Source organism: Shewanella donghaensis (genome assembly GCF_007567505.1).
In the GTDB taxonomy this organism is placed as follows: domain Bacteria; phylum Pseudomonadota; class Gammaproteobacteria; order Enterobacterales; family Shewanellaceae; genus Shewanella; species Shewanella donghaensis.
Genome location: NZ_CP041783.1, coordinates 1,459,758 through 1,483,635 on the forward strand (window position 1 = coordinate 1,459,758; position 23,878 = coordinate 1,483,635).

The 23,878-nt window shown below is 40.2% G+C and carries 21 protein-coding genes; 4 read left to right on the top strand and 17 right to left on the bottom strand.

Translation table 11 applies throughout. From position 1 onward, the window contains the following. Positions 1–22: 22 nt before the first annotated feature. Both pstA and FPK91_RS06200 read right to left on the bottom strand, forming a co-directional pair. Complete coding sequence (pstA, locus tag FPK91_RS06195) at positions 23–1,681, bottom strand: phosphate ABC transporter permease PstA (RefSeq protein ID WP_144209454.1); 1,659 nt, start codon at positions 1,679–1,681, stop codon at positions 23–25. Between the two features lie 58 nt (positions 1,682–1,739). Next, entirely contained in the window at positions 1,740–3,995 is a 2,256-nt protein-coding gene (locus tag FPK91_RS06200) for an ABC transporter permease subunit (protein ID WP_144209458.1), read from the bottom strand. Positions 3,996–4,261: 266 nt separating this feature from the next. Between FPK91_RS06200 and FPK91_RS06205 the strand changes: the two genes are divergently transcribed. Together FPK91_RS06205 and FPK91_RS06210 are read left to right on the top strand one after the other, a co-directional pair. After that, on the top strand, positions 4,262–4,768 hold the full coding sequence (locus FPK91_RS06205) for a glycine cleavage system protein R (protein WP_144209461.1): 507 nt from the start codon (positions 4,262–4,264) through the stop codon (positions 4,766–4,768). A 187-nt stretch (positions 4,769–4,955) separates the two neighbouring features. Further along, entirely contained in the window at positions 4,956–5,774 is an 819-nt protein-coding gene (locus FPK91_RS06210; protein ID WP_144209464.1) for a DUF2797 domain-containing protein, read from the top strand. An 89-nt stretch (positions 5,775–5,863) separates the two neighbouring features. On the opposite strand, the gene FPK91_RS06215 is transcribed toward FPK91_RS06210, so the two are convergent. Beyond that, positions 5,864–6,436: a DUF4136 domain-containing protein gene (locus FPK91_RS06215; protein ID WP_144209467.1), complete on the bottom strand. Its 573-nt coding sequence runs from the start codon at positions 6,434–6,436 to the stop codon at positions 5,864–5,866. A 305-nt stretch (positions 6,437–6,741) separates the two neighbouring features. Between FPK91_RS06215 and FPK91_RS06220 the strand changes: the two genes are divergently transcribed. Together FPK91_RS06220 and FPK91_RS06225 are read left to right on the top strand one after the other, a co-directional pair. Further along, a complete protein-coding gene (locus tag FPK91_RS06220) occupies positions 6,742–7,341 on the top strand; it encodes a LysE family translocator (protein WP_144209470.1) in 600 nt (199 codons plus the stop codon). Between the two features lie 18 nt (positions 7,342–7,359). Beyond that, positions 7,360–7,908, top strand: a complete 549-nt coding sequence (locus FPK91_RS06225) for a DUF1415 domain-containing protein (protein WP_144209473.1) — start codon at positions 7,360–7,362, stop codon at positions 7,906–7,908. A 15-nt stretch (positions 7,909–7,923) separates the two neighbouring features. On the opposite strand, the gene FPK91_RS06230 is transcribed toward FPK91_RS06225, so the two are convergent. From FPK91_RS06230 to FPK91_RS06295, 14 genes are all read right to left on the bottom strand, one after another. Further along, positions 7,924–9,177: a BamA/TamA family outer membrane protein gene (locus FPK91_RS06230; RefSeq protein WP_144209476.1), complete on the bottom strand. Its 1,254-nt coding sequence runs from the start codon at positions 9,175–9,177 to the stop codon at positions 7,924–7,926. After that, positions 9,164–10,579, bottom strand: a complete 1,416-nt coding sequence (locus FPK91_RS06235) for a DUF4056 domain-containing protein (protein WP_227006697.1) — start codon at positions 10,577–10,579, stop codon at positions 9,164–9,166. The genes FPK91_RS06230 and FPK91_RS06235 overlap by 14 nt, the downstream gene beginning before the upstream one ends. After that, positions 10,576–11,493, bottom strand: a complete 918-nt coding sequence (locus FPK91_RS06240; protein WP_227006698.1) for an alpha/beta fold hydrolase — start codon at positions 11,491–11,493, stop codon at positions 10,576–10,578. The genes FPK91_RS06235 and FPK91_RS06240 overlap by 4 nt, the downstream gene beginning before the upstream one ends. Next, positions 11,493–12,353: a virulence protein gene (locus tag FPK91_RS06245; protein WP_144209479.1), complete on the bottom strand. Its 861-nt coding sequence runs from the start codon at positions 12,351–12,353 to the stop codon at positions 11,493–11,495. The genes FPK91_RS06240 and FPK91_RS06245 overlap by 1 nt, the downstream gene beginning before the upstream one ends. A 335-nt stretch (positions 12,354–12,688) precedes the next feature. After that, the gene (locus FPK91_RS06250) at positions 12,689–13,090 is read right to left on the bottom strand and encodes a hypothetical protein (RefSeq protein ID WP_144209482.1); all 402 of its coding nucleotides are present in this window, start codon (positions 13,088–13,090) and stop codon (positions 12,689–12,691) included. Then, the gene (locus tag FPK91_RS06255; RefSeq protein ID WP_144209486.1) at positions 13,091–13,996 is read right to left on the bottom strand and encodes a class I SAM-dependent methyltransferase; all 906 of its coding nucleotides are present in this window, start codon (positions 13,994–13,996) and stop codon (positions 13,091–13,093) included. A 240-nt stretch (positions 13,997–14,236) separates the two neighbouring features. Further along, positions 14,237–16,228: a methyl-accepting chemotaxis protein gene (locus FPK91_RS06260; RefSeq protein ID WP_144209489.1), complete on the bottom strand. Its 1,992-nt coding sequence runs from the start codon at positions 16,226–16,228 to the stop codon at positions 14,237–14,239. A gap of 196 nt (positions 16,229–16,424) precedes the next feature. After that, a complete protein-coding gene (locus tag FPK91_RS06265; RefSeq protein ID WP_144209492.1) occupies positions 16,425–18,017 on the bottom strand; it encodes an ABC-F family ATPase in 1,593 nt (530 codons plus the stop codon). A gap of 314 nt (positions 18,018–18,331) precedes the next feature. Continuing rightward, positions 18,332–18,562 (bottom strand): hypothetical protein, encoded by a 231-nt coding sequence (locus FPK91_RS06270; RefSeq protein WP_144209495.1) that lies wholly within the window; start codon positions 18,560–18,562, stop codon positions 18,332–18,334. Between the two features lie 152 nt (positions 18,563–18,714). Continuing rightward, positions 18,715–19,473 (bottom strand): SDR family oxidoreductase, encoded by a 759-nt coding sequence (locus FPK91_RS06275; RefSeq protein ID WP_144209498.1) that lies wholly within the window; start codon positions 19,471–19,473, stop codon positions 18,715–18,717. A gap of 85 nt (positions 19,474–19,558) precedes the next feature. After that, positions 19,559–20,467 (bottom strand): 3-hydroxyisobutyrate dehydrogenase, encoded by a 909-nt coding sequence (gene mmsB / locus FPK91_RS06280; protein WP_144209501.1) that lies wholly within the window; start codon positions 20,465–20,467, stop codon positions 19,559–19,561. 87 nt (positions 20,468–20,554) lie between these two features. After that, on the bottom strand, positions 20,555–21,670 hold the full coding sequence (locus tag FPK91_RS06285; RefSeq protein WP_144209504.1) for an enoyl-CoA hydratase/isomerase family protein: 1,116 nt from the start codon (positions 21,668–21,670) through the stop codon (positions 20,555–20,557). After that, positions 21,670–22,443: an enoyl-CoA hydratase gene (locus tag FPK91_RS06290; protein WP_144214197.1), complete on the bottom strand. Its 774-nt coding sequence runs from the start codon at positions 22,441–22,443 to the stop codon at positions 21,670–21,672. Before FPK91_RS06290 ends, FPK91_RS06285 begins: the two co-directional genes overlap by 1 nt. Positions 22,444–22,554: 111 nt before the next feature. After that, positions 22,555–23,712 carry an acyl-CoA dehydrogenase family protein gene (locus tag FPK91_RS06295; protein WP_144209507.1) on the bottom strand — a complete coding sequence of 386 codons (1,158 nt, stop codon included), beginning with the start codon at positions 23,710–23,712 and terminating at the stop codon, positions 22,555–22,557. Positions 23,713–23,878: the final 166 nt, after the last annotated feature.

The following is a 23,878-nucleotide window of genomic DNA, read 5'->3' on the forward strand; positions in this document are numbered from 1 at the left end:
ATTTTCCTTAAGATATCGCTAATTAATGTTCTAGCGAACGGAATTTTTCACGTAAGTGATTACGCACACTGATAGCCGTTAAGTTAAGTGTCACAATCACTGATACTAATAAGAATGAAGTGGCGTAAACCAAGGGTCTCGCAGCTTCTACGTTAGGGCTTTGAAAGCCTACATCATATATATGGAACCCAAGATGCATGAATTTACGCTCTAAATGCACAAACGGGAAGTTCATATCAATCGGCAATGTAGGGGCTAATTTTACCACACCCACTAGCATCAAGGGTGCAACTTCACCTGCCGCTCGTGCCACCGCAAGAATAAGTCCCGTCATAATTGCAGGGCTCGCCATTGGGATAACAATACGCCATAAGGTTTCGAATTTGGTTGCCCCTAAGGCTAAGCTGCCTTGACGCACAGTACTTGGAATACGGCTCAAGCCTTCTTCAGTGGATACTATGACTACGGGTAACGTTAAGATAGCCAATGTCAGTGCAGACCAAATAACACCTGGTGAACCAAATGTCGGGGCCGGTAATGCTTCAGGATAAAATAGCTGATCTAACGAGCCACCTAACATATAAACAAAGAAGCCTAAGCCGAACACACCATAAACAATTGATGGTACACCCGCTAAGTTAATTACCGCGATACGGATCATCTTAGTAATCGGGCCTTTTTTCGCATATTCATGTAGGTATATCGCTGCAATAACACCAAATGGTGTCACGATAACCGCCATTAACATCACCATAAAAACAGTACCGAATATAGCAGGGAATACACCACCTTCGGTATTGGCTTCCCTTGGGTCATTACTGACAAAACGGCCTATACCCACAAACCAATGTGCGACTTTATCTAGTGTATTCATGCGATTTACGTAGCTAACATCTAATACTGTATCCAGTTTTAATGTCACATCTTTGCCGCGCATGTCTCTTACGATAACGGAATCACGTGCCGCTTTATCACGTAAGGCAAATAAATCTTTTTCCATCACTAAGTAGTCTTGATTTAACTGCTCAGCTTGAGCATCTAAATCAGCTTTAATGGCCGGAGTCAGTTTTCCATCAAGCTCAAACTTACGCTCTTTTAGTCTTAGGCGTTCTAATGCATAGTTAACTGAACCAATCTCAGACTTTTGCAATGCTAACGCTTCGTCAGCAATATCAACCGCACGTTGAATATGATCTTCAAGTGATGTTTCAATTGCAGCACCTTCGATGTTTAAGCGCTCACCATCTTCAATAACGGTGACAGGGTACCCATAAAAGTTACCATTTTTAGTTCGCTCTAACATGGCTATGTCTGTTGGTTTTTCACGACTAACAATATCAGTCCCAAGTATCCAACGAAAATCTAAACCGACAAACTCGCGGTTACCTGTTTTCACTAAGTAACGCGTTATAAATTCACCGGGATGCTCCTTGAACTCATGACCTGCTGAAATCAAACGCTCTGTTGGCACTTCTTCACGGTCATAGATTTCACCGATAAGGGTAGATTTAACCCCGTTATTGTCTTCTAGTTGCCATTGATAAATATCAGCAGGCCAAAAGTAGCTCAGGCCACGCCATGCTATCAATAGCAACAAACCCAGTACTGCAATCAAACATATACTGACAGCACCACCAGTCATCCAAATCCATGGAGAACCTGATTTAAACCACTTACCCATTGCACAAACCTCTCAAGGCGATTGGCGAAATATTAATTATTGTTATCATCTTCATTCCTTAAAGTGAGCTGTAACGTTCACGTAGACGTTGACGTACCACTTCAGCAATGGTGTTAAAGATAAAGGTAAATACAAACAGTACGAATGCCGCTAGGAATAGCACTCGGTAATGTGAACTACCAATGGCAGATTCAGGCATCTCGACGGCAATGTTTGCAGCAAGAGTACGCATACCTTCGAAGACGCTCCACTCAAGGATTGCAGTGTTACCTGTTGCCATTAATACAATCATGGTTTCACCCACCGCGCGGCCTAAACCCATCATGATGGCAGAGAAAATACCTGGACTTGCAGTAAGTAGTACGACTCGAGTCAATGTCTGCCAGTTCGTTGCACCCAGTGCCAATGAACCGTTTGATAGGTGACGCGGCACAGAGAAAATCGCATCTTCAGCAATAGAGAAAATCGTTGGAATAACGGCAAAACCCATCGCAATACCTACAACAAAGGCATTTCGTTGGTCAAAGGTTATCCCTAGGTCATTGGTAATAAATTGACGGGTATTACCATCAAATAACGCCACTTCAATAGCAGGACTGACAGCAAATGAGAACCAACCAACAAATAGAATCACTGGGATTAGCATGATTTCTTGATAGGTTTCAGGTAAACGCTGTTTCCATTTAGCCGGTAATTTACTCCAACTGAATGCGCTTACTAAGATACTGGTAGGCAGTAACATTAATAATACTAGAATGCCCGGTAAGTGCTCTTCAATGAGCGGCGCTAACCATAAACCTGCTAGGAAGCCCAAAATAACGGTAGGCAACGCTTCCATTATTTCAATGGTCGGTTTAACGACATTACGCACTTTGGGTGCCATAAAGTAAGCGGTATATATCGCTCCTGCTATAGCGAGTGGCACAGCAAATAACATCGCATAGAAAGCTGCTTTCATGGTGCCAAAGGCCAGCGGCATTAAGCTTAATTTAGCTTCAAAATCATCCGAACCCGATGTTGATTGCCAAACATACTGCGGCTCAGGGTAGCCTTCATACCAAACCTTTTCCCACATTGCGCTCCAAGATACTTCTGGATGAGAATTATCAACCGCGAATATATTGAGTTTATTATTGGCTTCGACAATGAGTGCATTTGAACGAGGGCTAAAAGCCAGTGCACCTGGGTTTGCAATATCAAATGTGTCAGTAAATAAATTACGTTGGCTGGTAGTGTAAAGCAGCGACAGTTCACCTTCTGGACTGACTACCGCAAAGCTTTTACGGTAAAATTCAGTAGCAATTGAGCTAACAGATGAATCATTCTCAAAATGTCTGATCTTTTGATACAAGCGACCGCTGCGGCTACTTACTTGGAAGTATTGGTCAATCAAACCATTGTCGTAACTAATTAAGATTGAACTAGCGCCTGCAAGTAAGGTCACTTTAGCCACTTCTGACTTACCATTTTTAACATCAATAACTTGTAGTAATTCAGGTTCGTCAGTGTCTCGAATATTGTAAACAAAGACTTTATCTGATGTGGGTAAAATTAATTGACGATGATCGGGAGTCATTAACGCGGTAAAGGCATTATCTGGCGCATCGTTAATAACCGTTAAGTCTGAATACCATTCAATCTCTTCCGTCATCATGTTTTCTTCGCCTTCAAGGCGACTAAGTTTCCACAAGCCATTGTCATTTTGAAAAGCAAAACCAACACGATTATCGATATAGTCAAAAACAAGATTATTAAGCGCTTGGCCTTCGTCGACCATTATCGGAGTTTCACCTAATGGGTAGCGTAACCTAGGCGTAATGGTGCGTTTGTTATCCGGATAAGTCACCCCAAAATCAACACCCACAATCAGGGCTTCACCTGTGCTTAAGCCCAAAGCAAAACGTTGTTCATTGGGTTTAGATCTAGCGCTGCTAACAACGGTTGCTCCATGAGGAAGCTCAGGTTTAAAACTACTAATTAACTGACGGCCGGCAATTGAATAAAAATCAACTTGCCCATCAACCAATACCCGATAAGCAATTTCGTTTTGCTCGTCAGCGCCGACCATCAAGGTTGCGATATCAGTATTTTGATAACTAATAGCGGCAACAGGCTCAACATCGGCACCGTCAAAAATAGGTTTGATGACGTATAATAAATAGAAGAAAATCAATAGCAAAGCGACAAAAACCATGGTTCCACCCACAGTCACTGAGACTTCTGCTACTTTATCCATAATTGCTCTGCGGCGCGTCCTTTTGCTTGCTAGCAAACTCTTTGCCTCAGAACCAGGCTGACTTACCTGACTTTCCATTTAGAACCTCTATAATTAATCGTCAGCGAAATTTCGCTATGATTGTTTTATTCGCTGTGTTACTAACTAAACAACACTGTGTTACTAGAAATAGTGACTAAAATTAGTTACTACTACTTTTTATGTTAAAGCTAATCGATAAAACAGCAGTTTAGCGGGTGTTTATGACATGTAGATGCCATATTTTATTGAGCTGAATTATATGACGTAAATATGACAGTAGTGTTACAGCAGATTTATTTGTTAAACATTTGGGAGTTACCATTATGCTTCGTTATCTTATAACCCTTCAAGCCCCTGATAGAAAAGGATTAGTTGAACAGATTGCAAATGTTATAAGTCGTCACAATGGCAACTGGTTAGATTCAGAAATGCGTCATATCGACGGTGTATTTGCTGCAATATTACAACTGGAAATTTCAGCCTTGAAATGGGAAGAGTTACTCGATGCACTAGAGTGTATTGATGGACTTGCCTGTACCTACAATAAGACCAGTCATACCGCTAGACCTATAAAACGTTTGAGCTTCAATTTAGTCGCTTATGACCGCGAAGGTTTAGTGCTCGAAATTTCAAACAAAATTAATGCTCTTGGTATTAATATCGAGCACTTTAGTAGCCAACAAGAAACTGCAAGCCATACGGGTATCGCACTATTTAGAGCAACTATGGGATTAGGCTTAACTGATCCTTCCCAAGAAGAGCAACTTACCGAATCTTTATATGAGTTAGGTGACGACGTGGTATTGGATAAGCTCAGTAAAAGCGCTTAAGTCCCTACTTTTCAACATTAGGTAAGCCAATCTATCCTATCGGCTTACCTTCAATCCCCGGTAACCTCTTTCATATTAATAACAAGTCATGCTAAAGCCAATCTAAAAAAGCGGTTAAAATTAATAGCACTCATCTGTTAGACTTGTTTACATATTAAAGAATAATACTAAACATAAGAGTAATTCGATGCTTGGCACCCTATCAAAAATGCGCACACACCTTAATGAACAAGATGAAGTGCAGTACGAAATGCCTGTTGGTGATAAAAGCGTTGCGCTCAATTCGTTAATTGGCAAAACTCTGACGATGACCCATACAGGTAATATCTTCTGCAGTAACTGCGGTAAAAAGACCAAGAAAAGTTACTCTCAAGGCCATTGCTTTCCTTGTATGCAAAAACTCGCCAGCTGCGATTTATGCATAATGAAACCAGAAATTTGCCATTTTGATCAAGGCACATGCCGTGAACCAGAATGGGCACAAACTCATTGCTTCGTACCCCACTATGTTTACCTTTCAAATACTTCAGGCATTAAAGTCGGTATTACCCGTTACACCCAAATCCCGACACGGTGGATTGACCAAGGTGCAACTCAAGGCTTACCCATTTTTAAAGTATCAACACGTCAACTTTCAGGTTTAGTTGAAGTTGAATTTGCTAAACTCATCAATGATAAAACTAACTGGCAAGCTATGCTAAAAGGTAATGCTGAAGATGTTGATTTAGTCGAGATGGCACAACAACTCATCCCAGAAGTAGAGCAAAAACTGCTAGAACTACAAAAAGATAACCCAGACTTTGTTATCGAGAGGTTAGATAGTGCTATTCAAAGCATACACTTCCCAATGACTGAGTTTCCTAAAAAAGTTAAGTCGCATAACTTTGATAAAACACCTGAAGTCACTGGGGTTTTACAAGGTATCAAAGGCCAATACTTAATCTTTGACACTGGTGTGATTAACATCAGAAAATTTTCATCTTACGAAGTGGAAGTAGCTGAATAAGCAAACAATTAATTAATTGTAAACCCATAAAAAATACCATTAAAAAAGCCGTTAACATCACTGTTAACGGCTTTTTATCATTCTATATTTTACATGCTGTGATTAGGCACAGCATGTAACATTCTGGTGGTTAAAATATCAAAACGTTGTTCACGATCGTCAATCTTTTTACCCGTATCAGTAAACCCCTGAGCTAACACACGCCATATGGGATCTTGGCGAAGAGGCGTAAACAGCGCAACGAGAACAGAGCCCTTTTCATATTCATCATCAACACCATTTGTCGATAAACCCGCAACTAAGCCGGCTTTTTCCATAATTTCTTTATCGCTCATTTCAGATTCTAACGCCATACCAAATCCCACCAGAATACTCGGCGACTCGCTGACATAGGCATAGCCTTTTTGCTGCATGATTTTAGTAATTGACTGACGCATGTGGCGAACCAACTCTTCATCATTAAGTTTATTCGCAGTATGAACGCTAAACATTGTAGGATGCCAACCAAAGGTTTTGGCCGCTGGCGGGATAAAACCTAAATCACCGGTAGTCACCATAGTCATTCGACTCGGTGCTGGTGAATTAACGGTCTCATAAGTAGTGCAACCCGCTAACAAAACGATGAATAAACTCATCCATAAACACAGCTGTTTCTTTATCATTTAAGCGTTAATCCTCTATTTAACAAACTCTCAAACATACTAGAGATCATGTTATGAGCTCTTCATATTGATTAAGGTATCATATGAAGCCTAACCTAACCTGACTCAAATTCAATAACAACATAATAAACGCACAACCAACCACAAACAACAACCACCTTAATATGTAATATGACCGAAACAACTGACAAACAATCGTATCTTGGCCAATATATCAAACATCAATTTTACTAGGTTACTATGAATATTAAGGCTAAAATGCCACTTCAAAATCATCACTATTGCATCAAAATACCTGACGAAATATGGAATTAATTTTAACAATAGCCTTATTTGCTTTCTCTGCAGGTATTACACCTGGCCCGAATAATATTATGCTGATGACTTCAGGAGTGAATTTTGGCGTCAAGCGAACCCTTCCTCATTTACTCGGCATATCCTTAGGCTTTCCGACAATGATTTTAGCGATAGGACTTGGGTTAAGCGGCTTATTTCAAGCCTTTCCAATTGCCCATCAAATCATTAAAATTGTCGGTATTGCTTACCTGCTTTATCTATCTTGGATAATCGCCAATAGTAATAGTAACCTTGAAGGTAAGAAAACCAGTAAGCCTTTTAGCTTTCTACAAGCAGCGGCTTTTCAATGGGTGAACCCTAAAGGCTGGATTATCGCTATTGGTACTATCGCGACGTTCACCAATATTGAGCAACCATTAACGCCGCAAATTCTGACCATCGCAATGGTGTTTTTATGTATTGCACTGCCTTGTGGCTCGGTATGGCTTAGCTTTGGGATTGCACTTAAAAGAGTGCTTAAAAATCAGCGACAACAGAGAATATTTAATATTTCAATGGCAGTATTATTAGTCCTGTCGATTATTCCAATGGTCATTCCCAATAATTAATAACATCATAGGTTTTATATGTCTGATATAAATGAAGTTGAATTAGAGACTGCTAACTGGGTGTCTAAAGTGATCATGAAATACAATATCTGTCCGTTTGCACGCCGTGAAATAGAAAAGAATAGCATTCGTTATTTCACCTGTGAGCAAACTAAAATGAAACTGGTCATCAAAGACTTTTTGAACGAATGCCGTTTTTTAGATGATAATCCGCAAGCTGAAACTACCCTGTTTATATTGCCACGCGGTTTTGAAGGGTTTTATAGTTATCTTGATTTTGTCGATTTGGCCAATGACAAACTGCTTGAGAATGATTATGAAGGGATTTATCAACTAGCCAGTTTTCACCCTGATTACTGTTTCGATGGAGAGTCGCAAGATAGCGCTGCAAACTATACCAATAGAGCTCCCTACCCAACGGTGCATATTATCCGTGAAGCCAGCATGGAAGCCGCTTTAGCTGAATATAATGAGCCAGAATCGATACCAGAGCGTAATATAGCCTTCGCAGAAAAGAAAGGCACTGCCTTTTTTGAAGCCTTATTAAAGCAGTGCAAACAGGGTTAGCACTGCTATGTATACCTAAAAGGCCTCATTAACATTAAAGTAAAAGCCTGAGTCTCCATCACCCAAAGCGAAATCGAGACGAAGGTTCACTTTAGGCTTTACTTCGAAACGATAACCGACACCAACATTGGGCAGTAAATTGGATGATATTAAATCATTAAAATCTTCAGATATTACCCCTGCACCGACCCAGTATACCATGCCATGCCTACCGCTTATATGTTGACGATATTCAGCCTGAGCCAGTAACATCTGCTTATCACGGTATCGGCCAGTGGTATAACCTCTTAATGAATCACCACCACCTATTTTTGATAGTTGATCCCATGGTACATCTCCATGGGTAAAGCGTCCCCTGATTTGCCAGGCAAAAATATCATCTTCAGAGACTTTATAGTAGGTGCTATATAAGGCGTTATAGGCCTCAAAATCGGTTTTACTGCCTAAGTCTTTTCGATATACGCCTACTTCTATCTGGGCAATTCTGCCAGTTTGCGGGTTTAATACGTTGTCACGGGTATCAAAATTTAATAGTAAATTAATGCCTACACTGTGTGAGCTATCGAATAAAGGATCTACTGAAACGGCGGCATCTAATATATCGACATCACTGGCTTCTGCATAATGAGCATCAAAACCAACTCCGACAAAACTGTTTGTCGATATCCGTTGGTGAAACATGGGGTTTATTCCATAAGTTCGGCTGCTCAATTCAACACGATTGTTGTCATTATGATTATTGTCATATCCAATGCCATAATAAACATCTGGAACGTCAAAAAACTCAGCTGAAATAAATAACCGCTGATTATCGTCATTAAAAAATGTTTTACTTTCAACTGCAGCGCCTAGCGCACCATTGATTGATGCGAGTCCATTAATCACCAATGATGATAATTGACTCACTTTGTCTTCAGGGTCCACCTGATATAAACCTACGGCAGACACGCCGACGCCCAAACTCATTTCAGGATTATAAAAAGGGCCAGGAAGAATACTAAAATCGATTAATTTATCTGGGTCAAACTCACCATCTGCACCAATTTTCTTTAAAAAATCTTCAAACCATCCTTCAGATCCTTGATCATCAGCTATGGTTTCGATTTGATCCGGTGCAACCGATTCATGCTCATCTTGGTTTGCCGTTATTGGTGCGTTATTATCGAAATTAGATTCAGAAAGAACATCAGCAACTGCATAGTTGATGCTAAATAAGCTAACACTAATAGCAATTAGCAGACTTGAAACAGAGTGGTTAGTTATTTTCATTAAGCAGCGCACCTATTGCAGGTTGTTTCATTCCTGAATCCAACATTGCAGACTCACCCAATAACTCAGCAGTTTGCAGTTCATCGTCTTCACTGTTGTCTGGTAAATCTGCAAGTAGTACTTGTTGATGGGTTAGATGAGGATTATCAGCTAAATGTTGTTCCAGTAACACGTAATCCTCACGTTCATCGTATTTGGCAATGTCGACAAACTGTAAATGAGTAATGCCATCAAGCCACAACTCCTCTGGTACGTGACTAAATGAGCCAGCAAACTTTTTATCCACGCTAATGTGCTGCACTGCAACTTCATCAAAATTAATGCCAAAAAGCTCAACTGCTAATGATAAGTTTTGTGGTGATGTAGGCTCTTCGTAAATCGATGCAAGCTTATCCCACTCTGAACTCGCTTGAGCTTGTTCTTTACTGACTAAATGAGGCGATTGCTTATTTCCTAACTTATAATGACGTTTAAGTAATACAAATTTATTCGGCAGCGGTTCATTTGAATCCCACCAATCAGCATCTATCGCTCTAAAGAGTGCATTGGTTTGCTCTTTAGATAAAGGCTCTAGCCAGGTCAATGTGGCGGCTAACCAGCCAGTCATATGATAGTCATATTGCTTCTTAGTCATGGCTAAATTATTGGTCAATATTGCTAGGGCTATTTTTGCCCCTAACATATTGGAATATAAATCTTCTACCGAGTAAGCCGATACCGCTTCGGTCCACAAAGCAAAACTACGATAGCCATGCCACTGAGATATCTCATGGGCTTCTGCCATTGAGAATGCTAATCGCGCAGCCATGGCCGCGGCTAACTCCCAACGATCATCTGCTGATAATTCGCTTACATCAAATGCCGTCATTTCAATGCTTCTTTGACCAATTTCAAGTGGTAACTTGATAGAATGTGCCTGACCCAATTTGGGTAGAATTTGATAAAATAAGGCAATGGCATTATCTGCAGTATCTCGCACATGGGCTAAATCAATAAATCCGCCTTTACGGGTATAGAGCATGCCATTGTTTTCCATGCTTTTACCACTATCTGGTGATGATTTCTCATAACTAAATGTTCCAGCGTCAAAAGCATGGGCACCAATATCTTCAAGTTCGACAGTATTAGCGTGACGATAAAAAGGAATGGGCAATAACCCCATGGCCACTTTTTGGTCAAAACCAAAAGCACAACAAGGTCGAACACTCGCAGGCATCGATAAAGCAGCATCAGGCAAGATAATATCTCTGATTAAAGCATTATCAGGAATATCATCTAATGCGGCACTCACAGCAATATCAGAGGGTAATGCGCGTACTTGCCATTCATTACTAGAGCACCCACCCAAAGTCATGGTTAAACCTAAAAATAATAGTCCTACCAATATATTGACGATCTTCATTGAATAAATGTCCTTATTTCATTAGTTATTTTCTCAGGAAAGTCATTACTTAACCCATGGGCACCATCAGGAATAACGATGATAGGTGCATTCAAAAACTCAGCAAAGCGTTGGCCATTATCTAGCAAAAAAACCTGATCGTTAGCTCCCCAAATAAGCAATGAAGGCGGAAGCGGATGTTCAAAACCTGCAGCAATAAGTTGATCTCGGTATGCCGGTAATGTGGTAATGAGTGATTCTTTTTCAGGGTGATAACTGTCGAAGTATTGATGGTAAACCTGTGTATCAATAAAAGATGGCATCCAAGGAAAGCTCACAAAGGTATTTTCCAATAACAATCTCACTTCGGAACCATTTTTAGGGACAAACACATCTTTTGCTTCATCGGCGCCGAAGCGTCGACTCATCGCCAGCATATCCTCATCAGAGAAAATAATTCCTGGGCTCGCCAGCATAACCGCTTTATTCACCTTGGGTTCATTGATCATTAAATCGAAGGTAACAAAGCCCCCAAAAGAGATACCGACGACATTCACGCTATTGAGCTCTAAAGAACTAATCAGCTGCTGTATGGCTTGAGTCTCGGAGCTAATAGTTGCTGGAGCATCATTAAATGAATCACCAAACCATAATAAATCAGGCACGATAACATGATAATCTGCACTCAAATCTTTCATGATTTCGTACCAACTTGTCATGCCTGTGCCACCAAAGCCATGCAAAAGAAAAATCACTGGAGCCCTAGTATCACCACCCTGCCAATAATGCAGTTCGCCGCCTTCTTCTAACGCTAATGTATGACGCTCAAAACCTGTATTCGTTAAGCTAGATTGTTGATATTGATCAATCATATTAACAGTGCCACAACCTGTTAAAAGCAATATAAGAAAAATTACAGCGACAGTTTTCATCATTAGAATCTATATCCTATCCCAGCCATAAAGCTTGATCGCGTGCCAAAACCGCCTTCAATCAGTAAATCAAAGCCTTTTCCTAGCGCAATCTGACCGCCAAACAAACCATTCCACTTATCTTCTAAATGCTGGTTTACTTCAAACTTGCCATCACCTAAAGGGATACCAATATCAGATAAATAGCCACTAAAGGTTTGCTCTACGTTTTGGTACATAGCACCAACCCATATTTGGGTATCATGACCATAAAACTTTGTGCGATAACCGACCCTTGGTGAGACCACAATTGAACTAATTTCGCCATCAAGAATATCAAGGTCGGTATTGGTATAATTTACGTCAAGTAATGCGAACCAGTTGCCGATACCACCCACAATTGTGCCGCCAGCGCCATAAGTGGTGCCTTTAAAATTTAACTCAAAATCGAATGGGTCAGATACCAGTGGAGGCTGAAAAGGCCTATCAAATTCAATTTGTACATTGGCGATACTGCTTCCTTTTGTTTGACCGATAACGCCATATAAATTTAAAAAAGGTAGTACCCACATATCTGCACGTAAAGTTATCGTTTCTGAGTCTTGAAAAGCTTCACTACCTTTAATTGAAACATTATCGTCAATGATATCTCCTAAACCGGAAAAACTCACACTATCAACGATTAAGGGTTGTTCCATCGACATGTAATTGATTGTGAAACCGTAAGGTTTAGGCAGTTCATGCCCCAAATCAATGGCTTCTTGTGCCCATATAGGAAATGCACGCTCATATTTTGGGGTGACTTCTATTGTTTCTTCTGCAACAGCAAATGCACTTAAAAAACCGCTAGAAAGCAGTAATACAACGAAAGAAATACGTAACATAAAATCAGGAACCTCAATAGATACTCTTCAAATCATATATTTAACATCATAATTTAATCATAGTCTTAAATATATAATTTGAATGTAAAACGAACAGCAAAATTTTGTAAGCGGCGAATCATAGAGAGGAAAGCTGAAGATAGTATTAAAAAAGTCGCCTAACCGTTGATTAACAGCAAGAATACTTTAACATGCAATTAATTTAATTGTTTATTATCTTGACGATTAACACATATTGTTGCCTAAATAACACAAGATAGCATTTAAACAACAAATCAATGAGTTATCAACTTGGTCAAAGAATAAAAACAACAGATGTAACAGCTATGTTTTAACTACCCAAAAGTACAGCTTAATATAGTGTTTTCAGAAAGAGTCAGAGTCACTCTTTTATTGAACTCAAAGTTAGTGATATAACCGCAAGCCCCTTTAATTACTGCGCCACTATCAAGTGATATTTCATATAGATATTGGCCATCAAACTGCGCCAAATCATAATGAATAGTATTAGTCGCTCCCTCAGTTATTACACCAAAATCCAAACGGCTATGGGGGAGTGCTATATAGGAAGACTCAATGATATGACTAGATTGGTTACTGATCGTTAAACTGGGGCTGATAAAAAAATAACAGTAATACAAAAGCAATATGATGCTACAAAGTAACAGAGTCACTTTGGCAACGAGTTGTCCCCAACGTGTGCCTATTTCAAATTGATTACTCTTAGAAAAAAACATTTATGCCTTAGTCCCTGTAATTGTAAAAACCATTGGAATAGACTGCCCTTTCACTATTGAATGAAACTGGTTTGGTGCTTTTTCTTGTAAATTTTCGAAGCAATTATACGGACTGAAAGGATACTCATTAACACGGTCAATGCGAATTCCAGCTTTAATCAAGGCATTTATGACATCACTTAACGCATGAGGCCAAGTCACCATTGTTTGTTCATTAGCAGCTTCTTGAGGCTTCTGTTTAGACTCCTCTGTGATAGACGCATCACTTGTATTCACATCACTAAGATTTGAGCCCGTACTATTTGAACCAGTACTATCTGAGCCAGTTGTAATTGTTGGCTCAGTGTAACTGCCTTCAACAACTACATCCGGCTCTTCTTTGTGAAAATAAGAGTAGCCATCAAGTACATCTTGTACCGGGTGAAATTCTGCCATATAAAAGCAGCCACCAGGCTTTAAATTCTGCGCAATGATCTCAGCCCAGCGATTGAGATCCGGTAACCAACAAATAGCGCCATAAGAAGTGAATACAATATCAAATAAGTGAGTATTCTTTTGCTCGAGTGACGGTAATGATTGAGTACCAAACTCATAAATATCCGCACAAATAAACTCAGCCGCTAAATCACATTGAATGGCCAATTCTTTGGCTTTAGTAATGGCTACATTGGATAAATCAACACCGGTAACAATGGCACCTTTACGGGCCCAAGATAACGTATCGAGACCGAAATGGCATTGCAAATGTAGTAAGGATTTACCACTCACCTCAGTTAGCTCCGCGGATTCGATTTCTGTTAGTGAAGACTTACCAGCTAAAAAACTATCTACATCATAGAATGATGAATCAAAATGCACTTTTGCTCTTTCATTCCAAGCCTGTTTATTTATCGAGAGGTAATCCATAATTTCACCTAATTACAGTGGCAGTAAGCGACAAGTTATCTTGCAGTAACATCGTTTTAAGCGATGTTATTAATAAAATTTTTACTCATCAAATCAAGACTAGATCGAAATTAGATGAGTTAAGGTCTAATGGTAAACTAGATAATCATAGTTTGCTAATGTAAAAAAACCGACTATCAATAGTCGGCTTGTTTGATTACATTTTAAAGCTCTTAATTAAATAATAAGGCTTGAAAAAGCTTATTGGCTTAAAGTGAACTTTTGTACCTGCTCAGACATAGAACCTGCATCTTCTAAAAGCGTTTCATTCAGTTGACTAAGAGAAGTCGCAATATCGTGAGTTTGGCTATAAATCTCACTAATTTGCATGGCGTTTCGATTAACCTCTTCAGCTACTGCAGCTTGCTCATGTGTTGCTGAAGCAATTTGTTGATTCATGCTATCAATAATATCAATATGCTCAACGATTTGATTTAATTCTTGCCCTGCAAGTTCAACCTCGTTAACACTTTCTTCAGCACTGACCATGCCACGCTGCATTGTCTTAACCGCAAGGTGAGCTCCCGTTTTTAAGCGCTCTGTCATGCGTTTAATATCATCGGTTGATGATTGAGTTCTTTGTGCCAAGGTTCTGACTTCATCTGCTACAACAGCAAAACCACGACCTTGTTCACCAGCCCTTGCCGCTTCAATGGCTGCGTTTAATGCCAGTAAATTTGTTTGCTCAGAAATAGCACTAATGACTTCTAGGATCGTAGCGATAGAATGTACATCTTGATCTAAGGTTTCTAACGCTGTCGAGGCTTCACCAATTTCTTTAGCCAGTAATTTAATTGAATCAGCTGTTTTAGACACCCCAGCATTACCAATATTGGCTTCTTTATTCGCTGAAGATGATGCATCTGATGCTTGCACTGCATTCGCAGCGATCTGCGTTACAGTGGCACTCATCTCAGTCATTGCAGATGCAACTTGCTCAGCTTCAGAGTGCCCTTTTTCAACATCATGTTTCATACTGCTGGCATGGCCATTTACCTGCTCAACGACACTAACCAGCTGAGAGGCATTTTTCCTGACTTGTATAATCACACTCTCAAAGTCCGACATCATCGAGTTAAAAGCGATAGCAAGTTCACCAAATTCATCCGTTGAATCATGATTAATACGCGTACTCAAATCAAAGTTCTTACCAGCATGATTAACTCGGTTAAACAAATGATGCAAACTCTGATTCAAGTATTTAGAAACAGATAGACTCAACCAAATCAATAATACTAATGCGCTCGATAAAGCGATTAATGAACTCCACATATATTGAGTAGCTTCATCCAGTTTAACTTGGGTTAATTGGATTAACTCTTCAGCTAGATACTTCTCAAAATGGGTTAATACATTGATTCTGTTTGTGGAAATTTGAAACCACTCTTCAGGATTTTGATTGCTGATATCATTAACCACTTGGCTGAAAGCCACTTGCCTTAATGTCTCAACTGCATTAACTTCACGAGAACGACTGTCTTGTTCAAAGCGTGCAGCAGCATCCGGTATTGCTAAAGCAGTGAAGCGCTCTCCATAAGTATTTTGTTCAGCAACTAAGGTCACAAATTTTGTAAAAGCTCCTGCTTTAAAACCTTGCTGACCAAAAGTAGTACTTAAAACCGCACGTTCTATACCTGCACGTTCTTTTAACTGCAGAAAGGCCCCAAACGCAGCCAATTTTAACGACAATTCACTGCTGGTACTTTGCATGGCAGTTTCATCCACCACCGAAAGTAATGCAGTATTTAATCCTGTATAAAATTTAACTTCTTCTGCAACTGAAACACTCAAGCTATCGACAGATCGACGCATGCTTTGTAATTGCTGCAGCTGGTTATTAATATTTCTTAGGGTTGAACTAATTTGTATTGGAAATTCACCGATATCAGGAATGTTTGAAAACGTTGAAATCTGTCTGTCTGTCATCAGTCTTTGCTGAGGAAGAAGTGAAGCAAAAGACTGACCTTGAGAACCTAAAAATCCAGCACTCATGCCCCGCTCTTTTTGTAGTTCATGAACTAGTGCACTATTAATAACTGCCAGCTCGCTTAATGACAAAACGGTTTCAAGTTCAGATTTTGTTTCGTATTTATTATGAACAAACATGCCACCATATATAATACAAATAATCAGTGGTGGGATAATGAGTAAAAGAAGTTTGTGCTTGGTTTTAAGATCGGTAATCCATTTCATTATATCTGTTACCTTTTAGAGTAAATGCTCCATGCAATTTAACACAGTAATTAACGATACTGTATTCAACTATAGCGACCTGTTTCAATTTATTACATATTACTAATTCAAAATAGTAGAATTATTCTACTAAGACAAAAAAAACCTGTAAATCACTTTACAGGTTTTCGGCTAATCAGATAATAACTTTAGTTATTTATGCTTCAACACCCTTACTAGCAAGGAATTCATCGTAAGTGCCTTTAAAGTCATTAATGCCTTCACTGGTAACTTCAAGAATTCTGTTTGCCAGTGATGATACAAATGCACGGTCATGAGAAACGAATAATAACGTACCTTCGTACATTTCTAAGGCATTATTTAATGATTCGATTGATTCCATATCCATGTGGTTAGTTGGCTCATCCAGTAGCAAGATATTAGGCTTTTGCATAATAAGCTTACCAAAGTACATACGACCTTTTTCACCACCAGATAGAACAGTAACTGACTTCTTAATATCGTCAGAACCAAACAACATACGGCCTAAAATACCACGTACTGATTGATCATCATCTTCAGGTTTACGCCATTGACTCATCCATTCAAACAATGTCATATCATTAGAGAAATCAGATTCGTGATCCTGAGCGTAATAACCAATGTTATGGTTTTCAGACCATTGAATCGTACCTTCATCTTGCGGTAAATCATGAACTAAAGTACGTAACAATGTGGTTTTACCCACGCCATTTTGGCCCAAAATAGCAATGCGTTCGCCCACTTCAACCATCAAGTTCAATTTGCTAAATAGCGGCTGATCAAAGCCTTTGGCTAAATTTTCAGTGACTAACGCGTTACGGAATAATTTCTTTTCTTGCTCAAAACGAATAAACGGATTAACACGACTAGAAGGCTTGATGTCATCTAATTTAATTTTTTCAATACGTTTAGCACGAGAAGTTGCTTGCTTTGCTTTTGATGCGTTTGCTGAGAAACGCGCAACGAAACCTTGAAGCTCTACAATTTGTGCTTTTTTCTTGGCATTATCTATTTGCATGCGTTCACGAGATTGCTGCGCTGCCGTCATGTATTCATCATAGTTACCAGGGAAGATTTTCAGTTCACCGTAATCCAAATCAGCCATGTGAGTACATACTGAGTTTAGGAAATATCTATCATGAGAAATGATGATCATAGTGCTGTTACGTTGGTTCAACATTTCTTGTAACCAGCGAATGGTATCGATGTCCAAGTTGTTGGTTGGTTCGTCGAGTAACAATAGATCAGGGTCTGAGAATAACGCTTGTGCAAGTAGTACACGTAGCTTGAAACCTGGGGCAATTTCGCTCATTAAACCGAAATGCTGGTCAACACCAATACCCACACCCATTAATAAGTCGCCAGCACGAGATTCAGCGGTATAACCGTCCATCTCAGCAAATTCCATTTCAAGCTCTGAGACTTTAATACCATCTTCTTCGCTCATTTCTGGCAAAGAATATATGCGTTCACGCTCTTGTTTCACTTCCCATAATTCTCTATGACCCATGATCACGGTATCAATCACTGAGAAAGCTTCATAAGCAAATTGATCCTGATTCAATTTACCCATACGTTCATTAGGATCTAATGACACGTTACCGCCTGATGGCTCTAAATCACCAGCAAGGATTTTCATGAAAGTGGATTTACCACAGCCATTGGCACCAATAAGACCGTAGACGTTGCCGCCACCGAATTTAACTGAGATATTTTCAAACAGTGGCTTAGCGCCAAACTGCATGGTGATGTTAGCTGTAGTAATCAAAGTGAGATTCCAAAATTTAAGTAATATAAAAGCAAAAAACCAGTGCTGATTGTCATGGCACAAGATACTGAGTCTTCAGTATAGTGGCTGTTCGCAAAATGCACTGGTTTTAGATCACGCTCAAACAGGTAAGCATGATCATCATAATTAGGCGCGATACTATAGCATTTCAGCTTATTTTTTCAACTTAAGATCAATTGAAATAACAGATAAATGCTCGAATACTGGATGAAGGTTTTACGCCAAATTCAGAAAAGAGTCTGGGGCAAAAATAATGTGGCAACTTTTAGGTTAACTTGAGCGTTAAAATAGCGTTATTTTTTCCACTTAAATTTATTTACAAACCAATTTATGGTGGCAATCTGTTGTGTTTGGGTTAGCCCAAAATATACGCATATCCAAGGGGATATTAGGAAGTACCATGGCATAGTTATACCCATATCATCATTTACTTGAAGGTAGACAAAGCCAAAGTAGATCACGGCGATGCCAATGACACCCACCGCTAGCATGGTCATTCTCATTGCTTTTTCTAACCGTTCCATCGTAAACATGCCTGTTTCTCTTATTGTTATTTATTGGGGCTATAAAGTGGTATTTTAACCATTTTTTCACTATAAAAAAAGCCAGCGTTAAGCTGGCTGATATTAGCGAACTCAATGACTGAGCTCACTAATTCTGTCATATTGAATGACTATTACATACTCAAGCCGCCATCGATTTCAATAACACGACCATTAACATAGTCATTCTCAACGATAAATTTAACGGTTGATGCAATTTCTTCAGCTTGGCCTAAACGGCCAACAGGCACCATTTTCTCAAGACGCTCTAACGCTTCAGGTTTCATTGCTGCGGTCATGTCCGTCGCAATAACGCCAGGTGCAACTGCAGCACTGCGAATATTGTAACGTGCTAACTCTTTTGCCCAGCCAACACTCATAGCAGCAACACCGGCTTTAGAAGCTGAATAGTTAGACTGACCCATGTTACCGGCTTTGGCGATACTCGAGATATTAATAATCACCCCTGGTTGCGCCGTTTCTATCATTACCGCTGCCGCTTCACGGCCACATAAGAAGGTACCAGTAAGATTGACGTTAATAACAGATTGGAATTGATCCAGTGACATACGGTCAGTGACCTTGCCTTCTTTGGCTTTAACCATCAGGCCGTCACGTAAAATACCAGCATTGTTAATTAACACATTAACATGACCAAAATCTTCGCGAATAAAATTAAAACCAGCAACCACGTCTTCTTCATCGGTGATATCTAGGGCATAACCTTGCACTTCAGTGGTTGCGCCTAAATCAGCGCAAGCACGTTCTAATTTTTCTTGGTCAACATCGATAAGCGCTAATTTTGCACCTTGCTCAGCAAAACTTTGCGCCATAGCTAAACCTAAACCGCCTGCACCGCCAGTAATGACTACCACTTTATCTTTAATTTCCATTTACTGGATCCTTTCTATATTCGTTATTGTTAAGCAGTGTTGAATAGAAAAAGCTGATTAAATTTAATCAGCTTTCAAACACACACTATTTATTTTCGTTTGCTTTGGCAAATTGCTCAAAAATACTTGAAAAATCTCGGCGGCCATTGCCTTGCCTTGCATGATTAACATACATGCTGCGGGCTAATGCGCCCATTGGCGTACTTGAGTTAGAAGCCACTGAGGCTTGTTGAGACAAACCTAAGTCCTTCACCATCAAATCAACCATAAACCCACCCTGATAATCATTTGAAGAAGGCACATTGTCCATTACATCAGGACATGGGTTATATTTTTCAAGCGTCCAGTTACCACCGCTGCTGACTTTCATGATATCAGATAACACTTTAGGGTCTAAACCATTATCAATACCTAACTGCAAAGACTCACTCGTGCCGACCATTAATACAGATAACAGCATATTATTACAAATCTTCGCGATTTGGCCTGCCCCTGCTGCGCCAGCATGGAATATATTAGCCCCCATTACGGTCAAAACGGTTTGCGCTTTATCATAAGCATTATCACTACCACCACAAATAAATGTGAGTGTGCCAGCGGCTGCGCCTGCTGTGCCACCAGAAACTGGGGCATCCATAAACTCAATCCCTTTCGATGCAGCATGCGCACCAACAGTCTGAGCCGTTCCAGCATCAATGGTTGAACAATCTATTAATATCGCATCTTTTGACACGACATCAAGCAAGCCTTTGTTGTCGCCATCACCAATATACAAACTGTGTACATGTTTACCCGCTGGTAGCATGGTAATCACATAATCAGCAGCTGCGGCTGCGCCGCAAGCTGTTTTGGCGCTTAATGCACCTTGTTTAGTTAATGCTTCAACCGCTGTTGGTACTAAATCAAATACCGTGACTGTCATGCCTGCTTTAATTAAATTGACCGCCATTGGGCCGCCCATATTACCTAAACCAATAAATGCTACAGTTGCCATGATAAGTTCCTTTTAGATGTCTTTTAATTAGATGGCTTTTAACTCGATGCCGTTTAACTAGATGCCGTTTAACTAGATATCTTTTATTTAGATGCCTTTTAACGGATGGTCATCAGCTTGCCAAGGTGATGTTAATAACTGAGTAACGGCTTCTGCTGTAACATCGCTAGCATGATTAAAGCGCCATTGTGGATTTCGGTCTTTATCAATTAGCAGCGCACGAACCCCTTCACAGAAATCACCGTACGAGCAACAATTGACGCTCACACCCAATTCCCACTTAAAACATTCAGCCAGTGTTTTACTGGTGCCCAGATTGGCTTGAGCAAAGATTAAGAACCAACTGAGAGTACTGCCTTTTAACGCCGTTTTTTGAGCGCGTTTGAGCCATTCGAGTTCGGTATCTAAACTGGTTAATTGATGATGTACTTCTTCTATTTCACCTGACATTAATTGGTCTATTTGCGGCTGATATTGCGCCAATGGGCTTTCACCGAACGTCGCTGTGGTATTTTCTTGCATGGTATTTAATACCACACTCAACTGCTGATGATTTAATGCCGCATCATCGCTCCAACTCACTTCTGCAAGTGCATCAAATAAAGGTTCTTTGTCTTCGCTTGCTAAAAAGTGATTACCCACGCCAACATGAAAAGCGTCTGCAGCATTCATGTTATATGCGGTTAATCCCAGGAATAAGCCTAATTTACCCGGCATACGATTTAAGAAGTAACTGCCGCCAACATCAGGATACAAGCCAATGGTGATTTCTGGCATCGCAATACAACTTCTTTCAGTCAACACTCTATGGCTTCCACCCGCCATAAGACCTAAACCACCGCCCATAACAATACCATCGCCCCAAACAAGCACGGGTTTTATGTATTCATGTAACAAGTAATCGAGTTGATATTCTTGACTGAAAAAATCACAGGCTTCTGAGGTCATCGTTTGCGGGTTAGCAATTGATGCTTCATAAATAGCCCTTACATCACCACCGGCACAAAACGCTTTTTCACCTGCACCATCGAGTACAACAAAAGCAATATCATCATTACGTTGCCAAGCGATGAGCTGTTTAGTCATGGCTTGCACCATGCCAATATTTAGCGCATTTAATGCTTTTTCAATGTTGAGCGTGATAACGCCGATTGATTTACCAGACAGTGTGCCTAATGTTTGAAATATGACATCTTGACTCATTAGCAATTCTTCCAAGTAGCAGTACGTTTACCCAAAAAGGCATTGACGCCTTCAGCTTGATCTTCTGTATCAAATAATCCCACAAATAATTCGCGCTCTAATGGCAGTGCTTGGCTGCGCGGCATGGTTCGCCCCGCTTGTATTAACGTTTTACAAACCGCAATACTACTAGGTGATTGACGAGCCACTTTAGCTGCTAATACCACTGCAGCATCCAAGGACTGACCTTGCTCAACCACTTCTTCAACTAAGCCTATTTGCTCAGCTTTAGCCGCAGTTAAGCGCTCGCCACATAAAATCATTCGCTTAGCCCAGCCTTCACCGACTAATGCGGTTAAATTTTGAGTACCACCAGCACAAGGTAATAAACCGACTGTTGCTTCAGGCAACGCCATTTGAGCTTGCTCTTCTGCAATACGAAGGTCGCAGGCTAGTGCCACTTCTAACCCACCACCCATGGCATAACCATTGATAGCGGCTATTGATACACCGCGAAACTGACTTAACGCTTCAAATGCTTCACCAAAATACTTGGCCATGTTACTGGCATTACCTTTATCGCCATCAGCAAACAATTTTAAATCAGCTCCTGCTGAAAAAAACTTCTCACCTTGGCCGGTTATCACTAGCGCATAAATATTTTTATCATCGCTTAAACGTAATACTATGTGCTTAAGCAGTTGTAAACTATCTGCAGTCCATGTATTTGCAGGTGGATTATTCAACGTAAGAATTGCAGTATTGCCCGTTATCGTTTCAATAATCGCTGGCATAACACTGGTATTATTTGAATGTGCTTCTGTTTTCGATGTAGATGGTTTTGACATCATTCTTTCCTAAATAAATTCACGACAATTAACAGGCTCTTATAACTGGCTTTATCATTACAAAATGGCGTGAGAATTCTCATCCAGTAAACGACGAGCAATAATTAATCGCATAATTTCATTGGTGCCTTCAAGAATTTGATGAACACGCACGTCTCTGAAATGACGCTCTAAGGGATACTCGCGAATATAGCCATAACCGCCATGAATTTGCAGGGCGTTATCACAAACTTGAAAACCAATATCAGTAGCAAAACGTTTTGCCATCGCGCAATAAGCTGTGGCTTCAGGATCTTTTGAATCTAATTTAAATGCAGCCAAGCGCACTAGTTGCCTTGCAGCGACTAGCTCAGTTGCCATATCAGCTAACTTAAATTGTAAGCCTTGAAATGCAGCAATGGGCTTACCAAATTGCTTGCGCTCATTCATGTATTCAGTGGCGCGGGTTAACGCAGCTTGCGCAGTACCGATAGAACACGTGGCGATATTAATACGACCACCATCTAGACCTTTCATGGCAAAGGTGAAACCTTGACCTTCTTCGCCGAGCAAATTAGCCACTGGAACACGTACATTTTCAAACGCAATTGAACGTGTTGGCTGAGCATTCCAGCCCATTTTATCTTCCGCTTTTCCGTAACTCACGCCAACTGCATCTGCTGGAATAGCAATAGCTGATATTCCCTTAGCCCCGGCTTCACCAGTGCGACACATCACCACTAACAGTTCTGTTTCGCCAGCGCCAGAGATAAAGACTTTTGAACCATTTATAACGTAATCATCACCATCACGAACCGCTTTGGTAGAAAGTGATGCCGCATCACTGCCTGAGCCAGGTTCAGTTAAGCAATATGAAGCTAATAATTGCCCTGTTGTTAACCCTTCAGACCATTGCTGACGTAATGATTCACTTCCCCATGTCGTTACCATCCATGTGGCCATATTATGAATGGTCAACATCGCAGTCGTCGCGGTACAGCCTTGTGACAATTCTTCAAAAATAATCGAAGAATCTAACCGGCTTAGCCCTAAACCACCTTCTGATTCTGGAGAATACAAAGAGCAAAATCCCAGCTCGCCAGCTTTGTGTAACACGTCTTTTGGGAAATGGTGTTCTTCATCCCACTTAGCTGCAAATGGTGCTAGCTCATCAGCGGCAAATTGGCGTGCTAACTCTGCAAATTGGCGTTGATCTTCATTTAAATTAAAGTCCATGATTTAAGTCCTTTGTTACTATGACTCTAGGGTCATTTTTGATACCTAAACAACCCTATCATTTTTTATAAGAGCTATTTTGCTCAGTAGATAGTGGCTATTTGGCGAGGCTTGTTGTTTGCTTTATTTATGTACTAGCTAGATGTATCAGCTAAATAAATGGCCT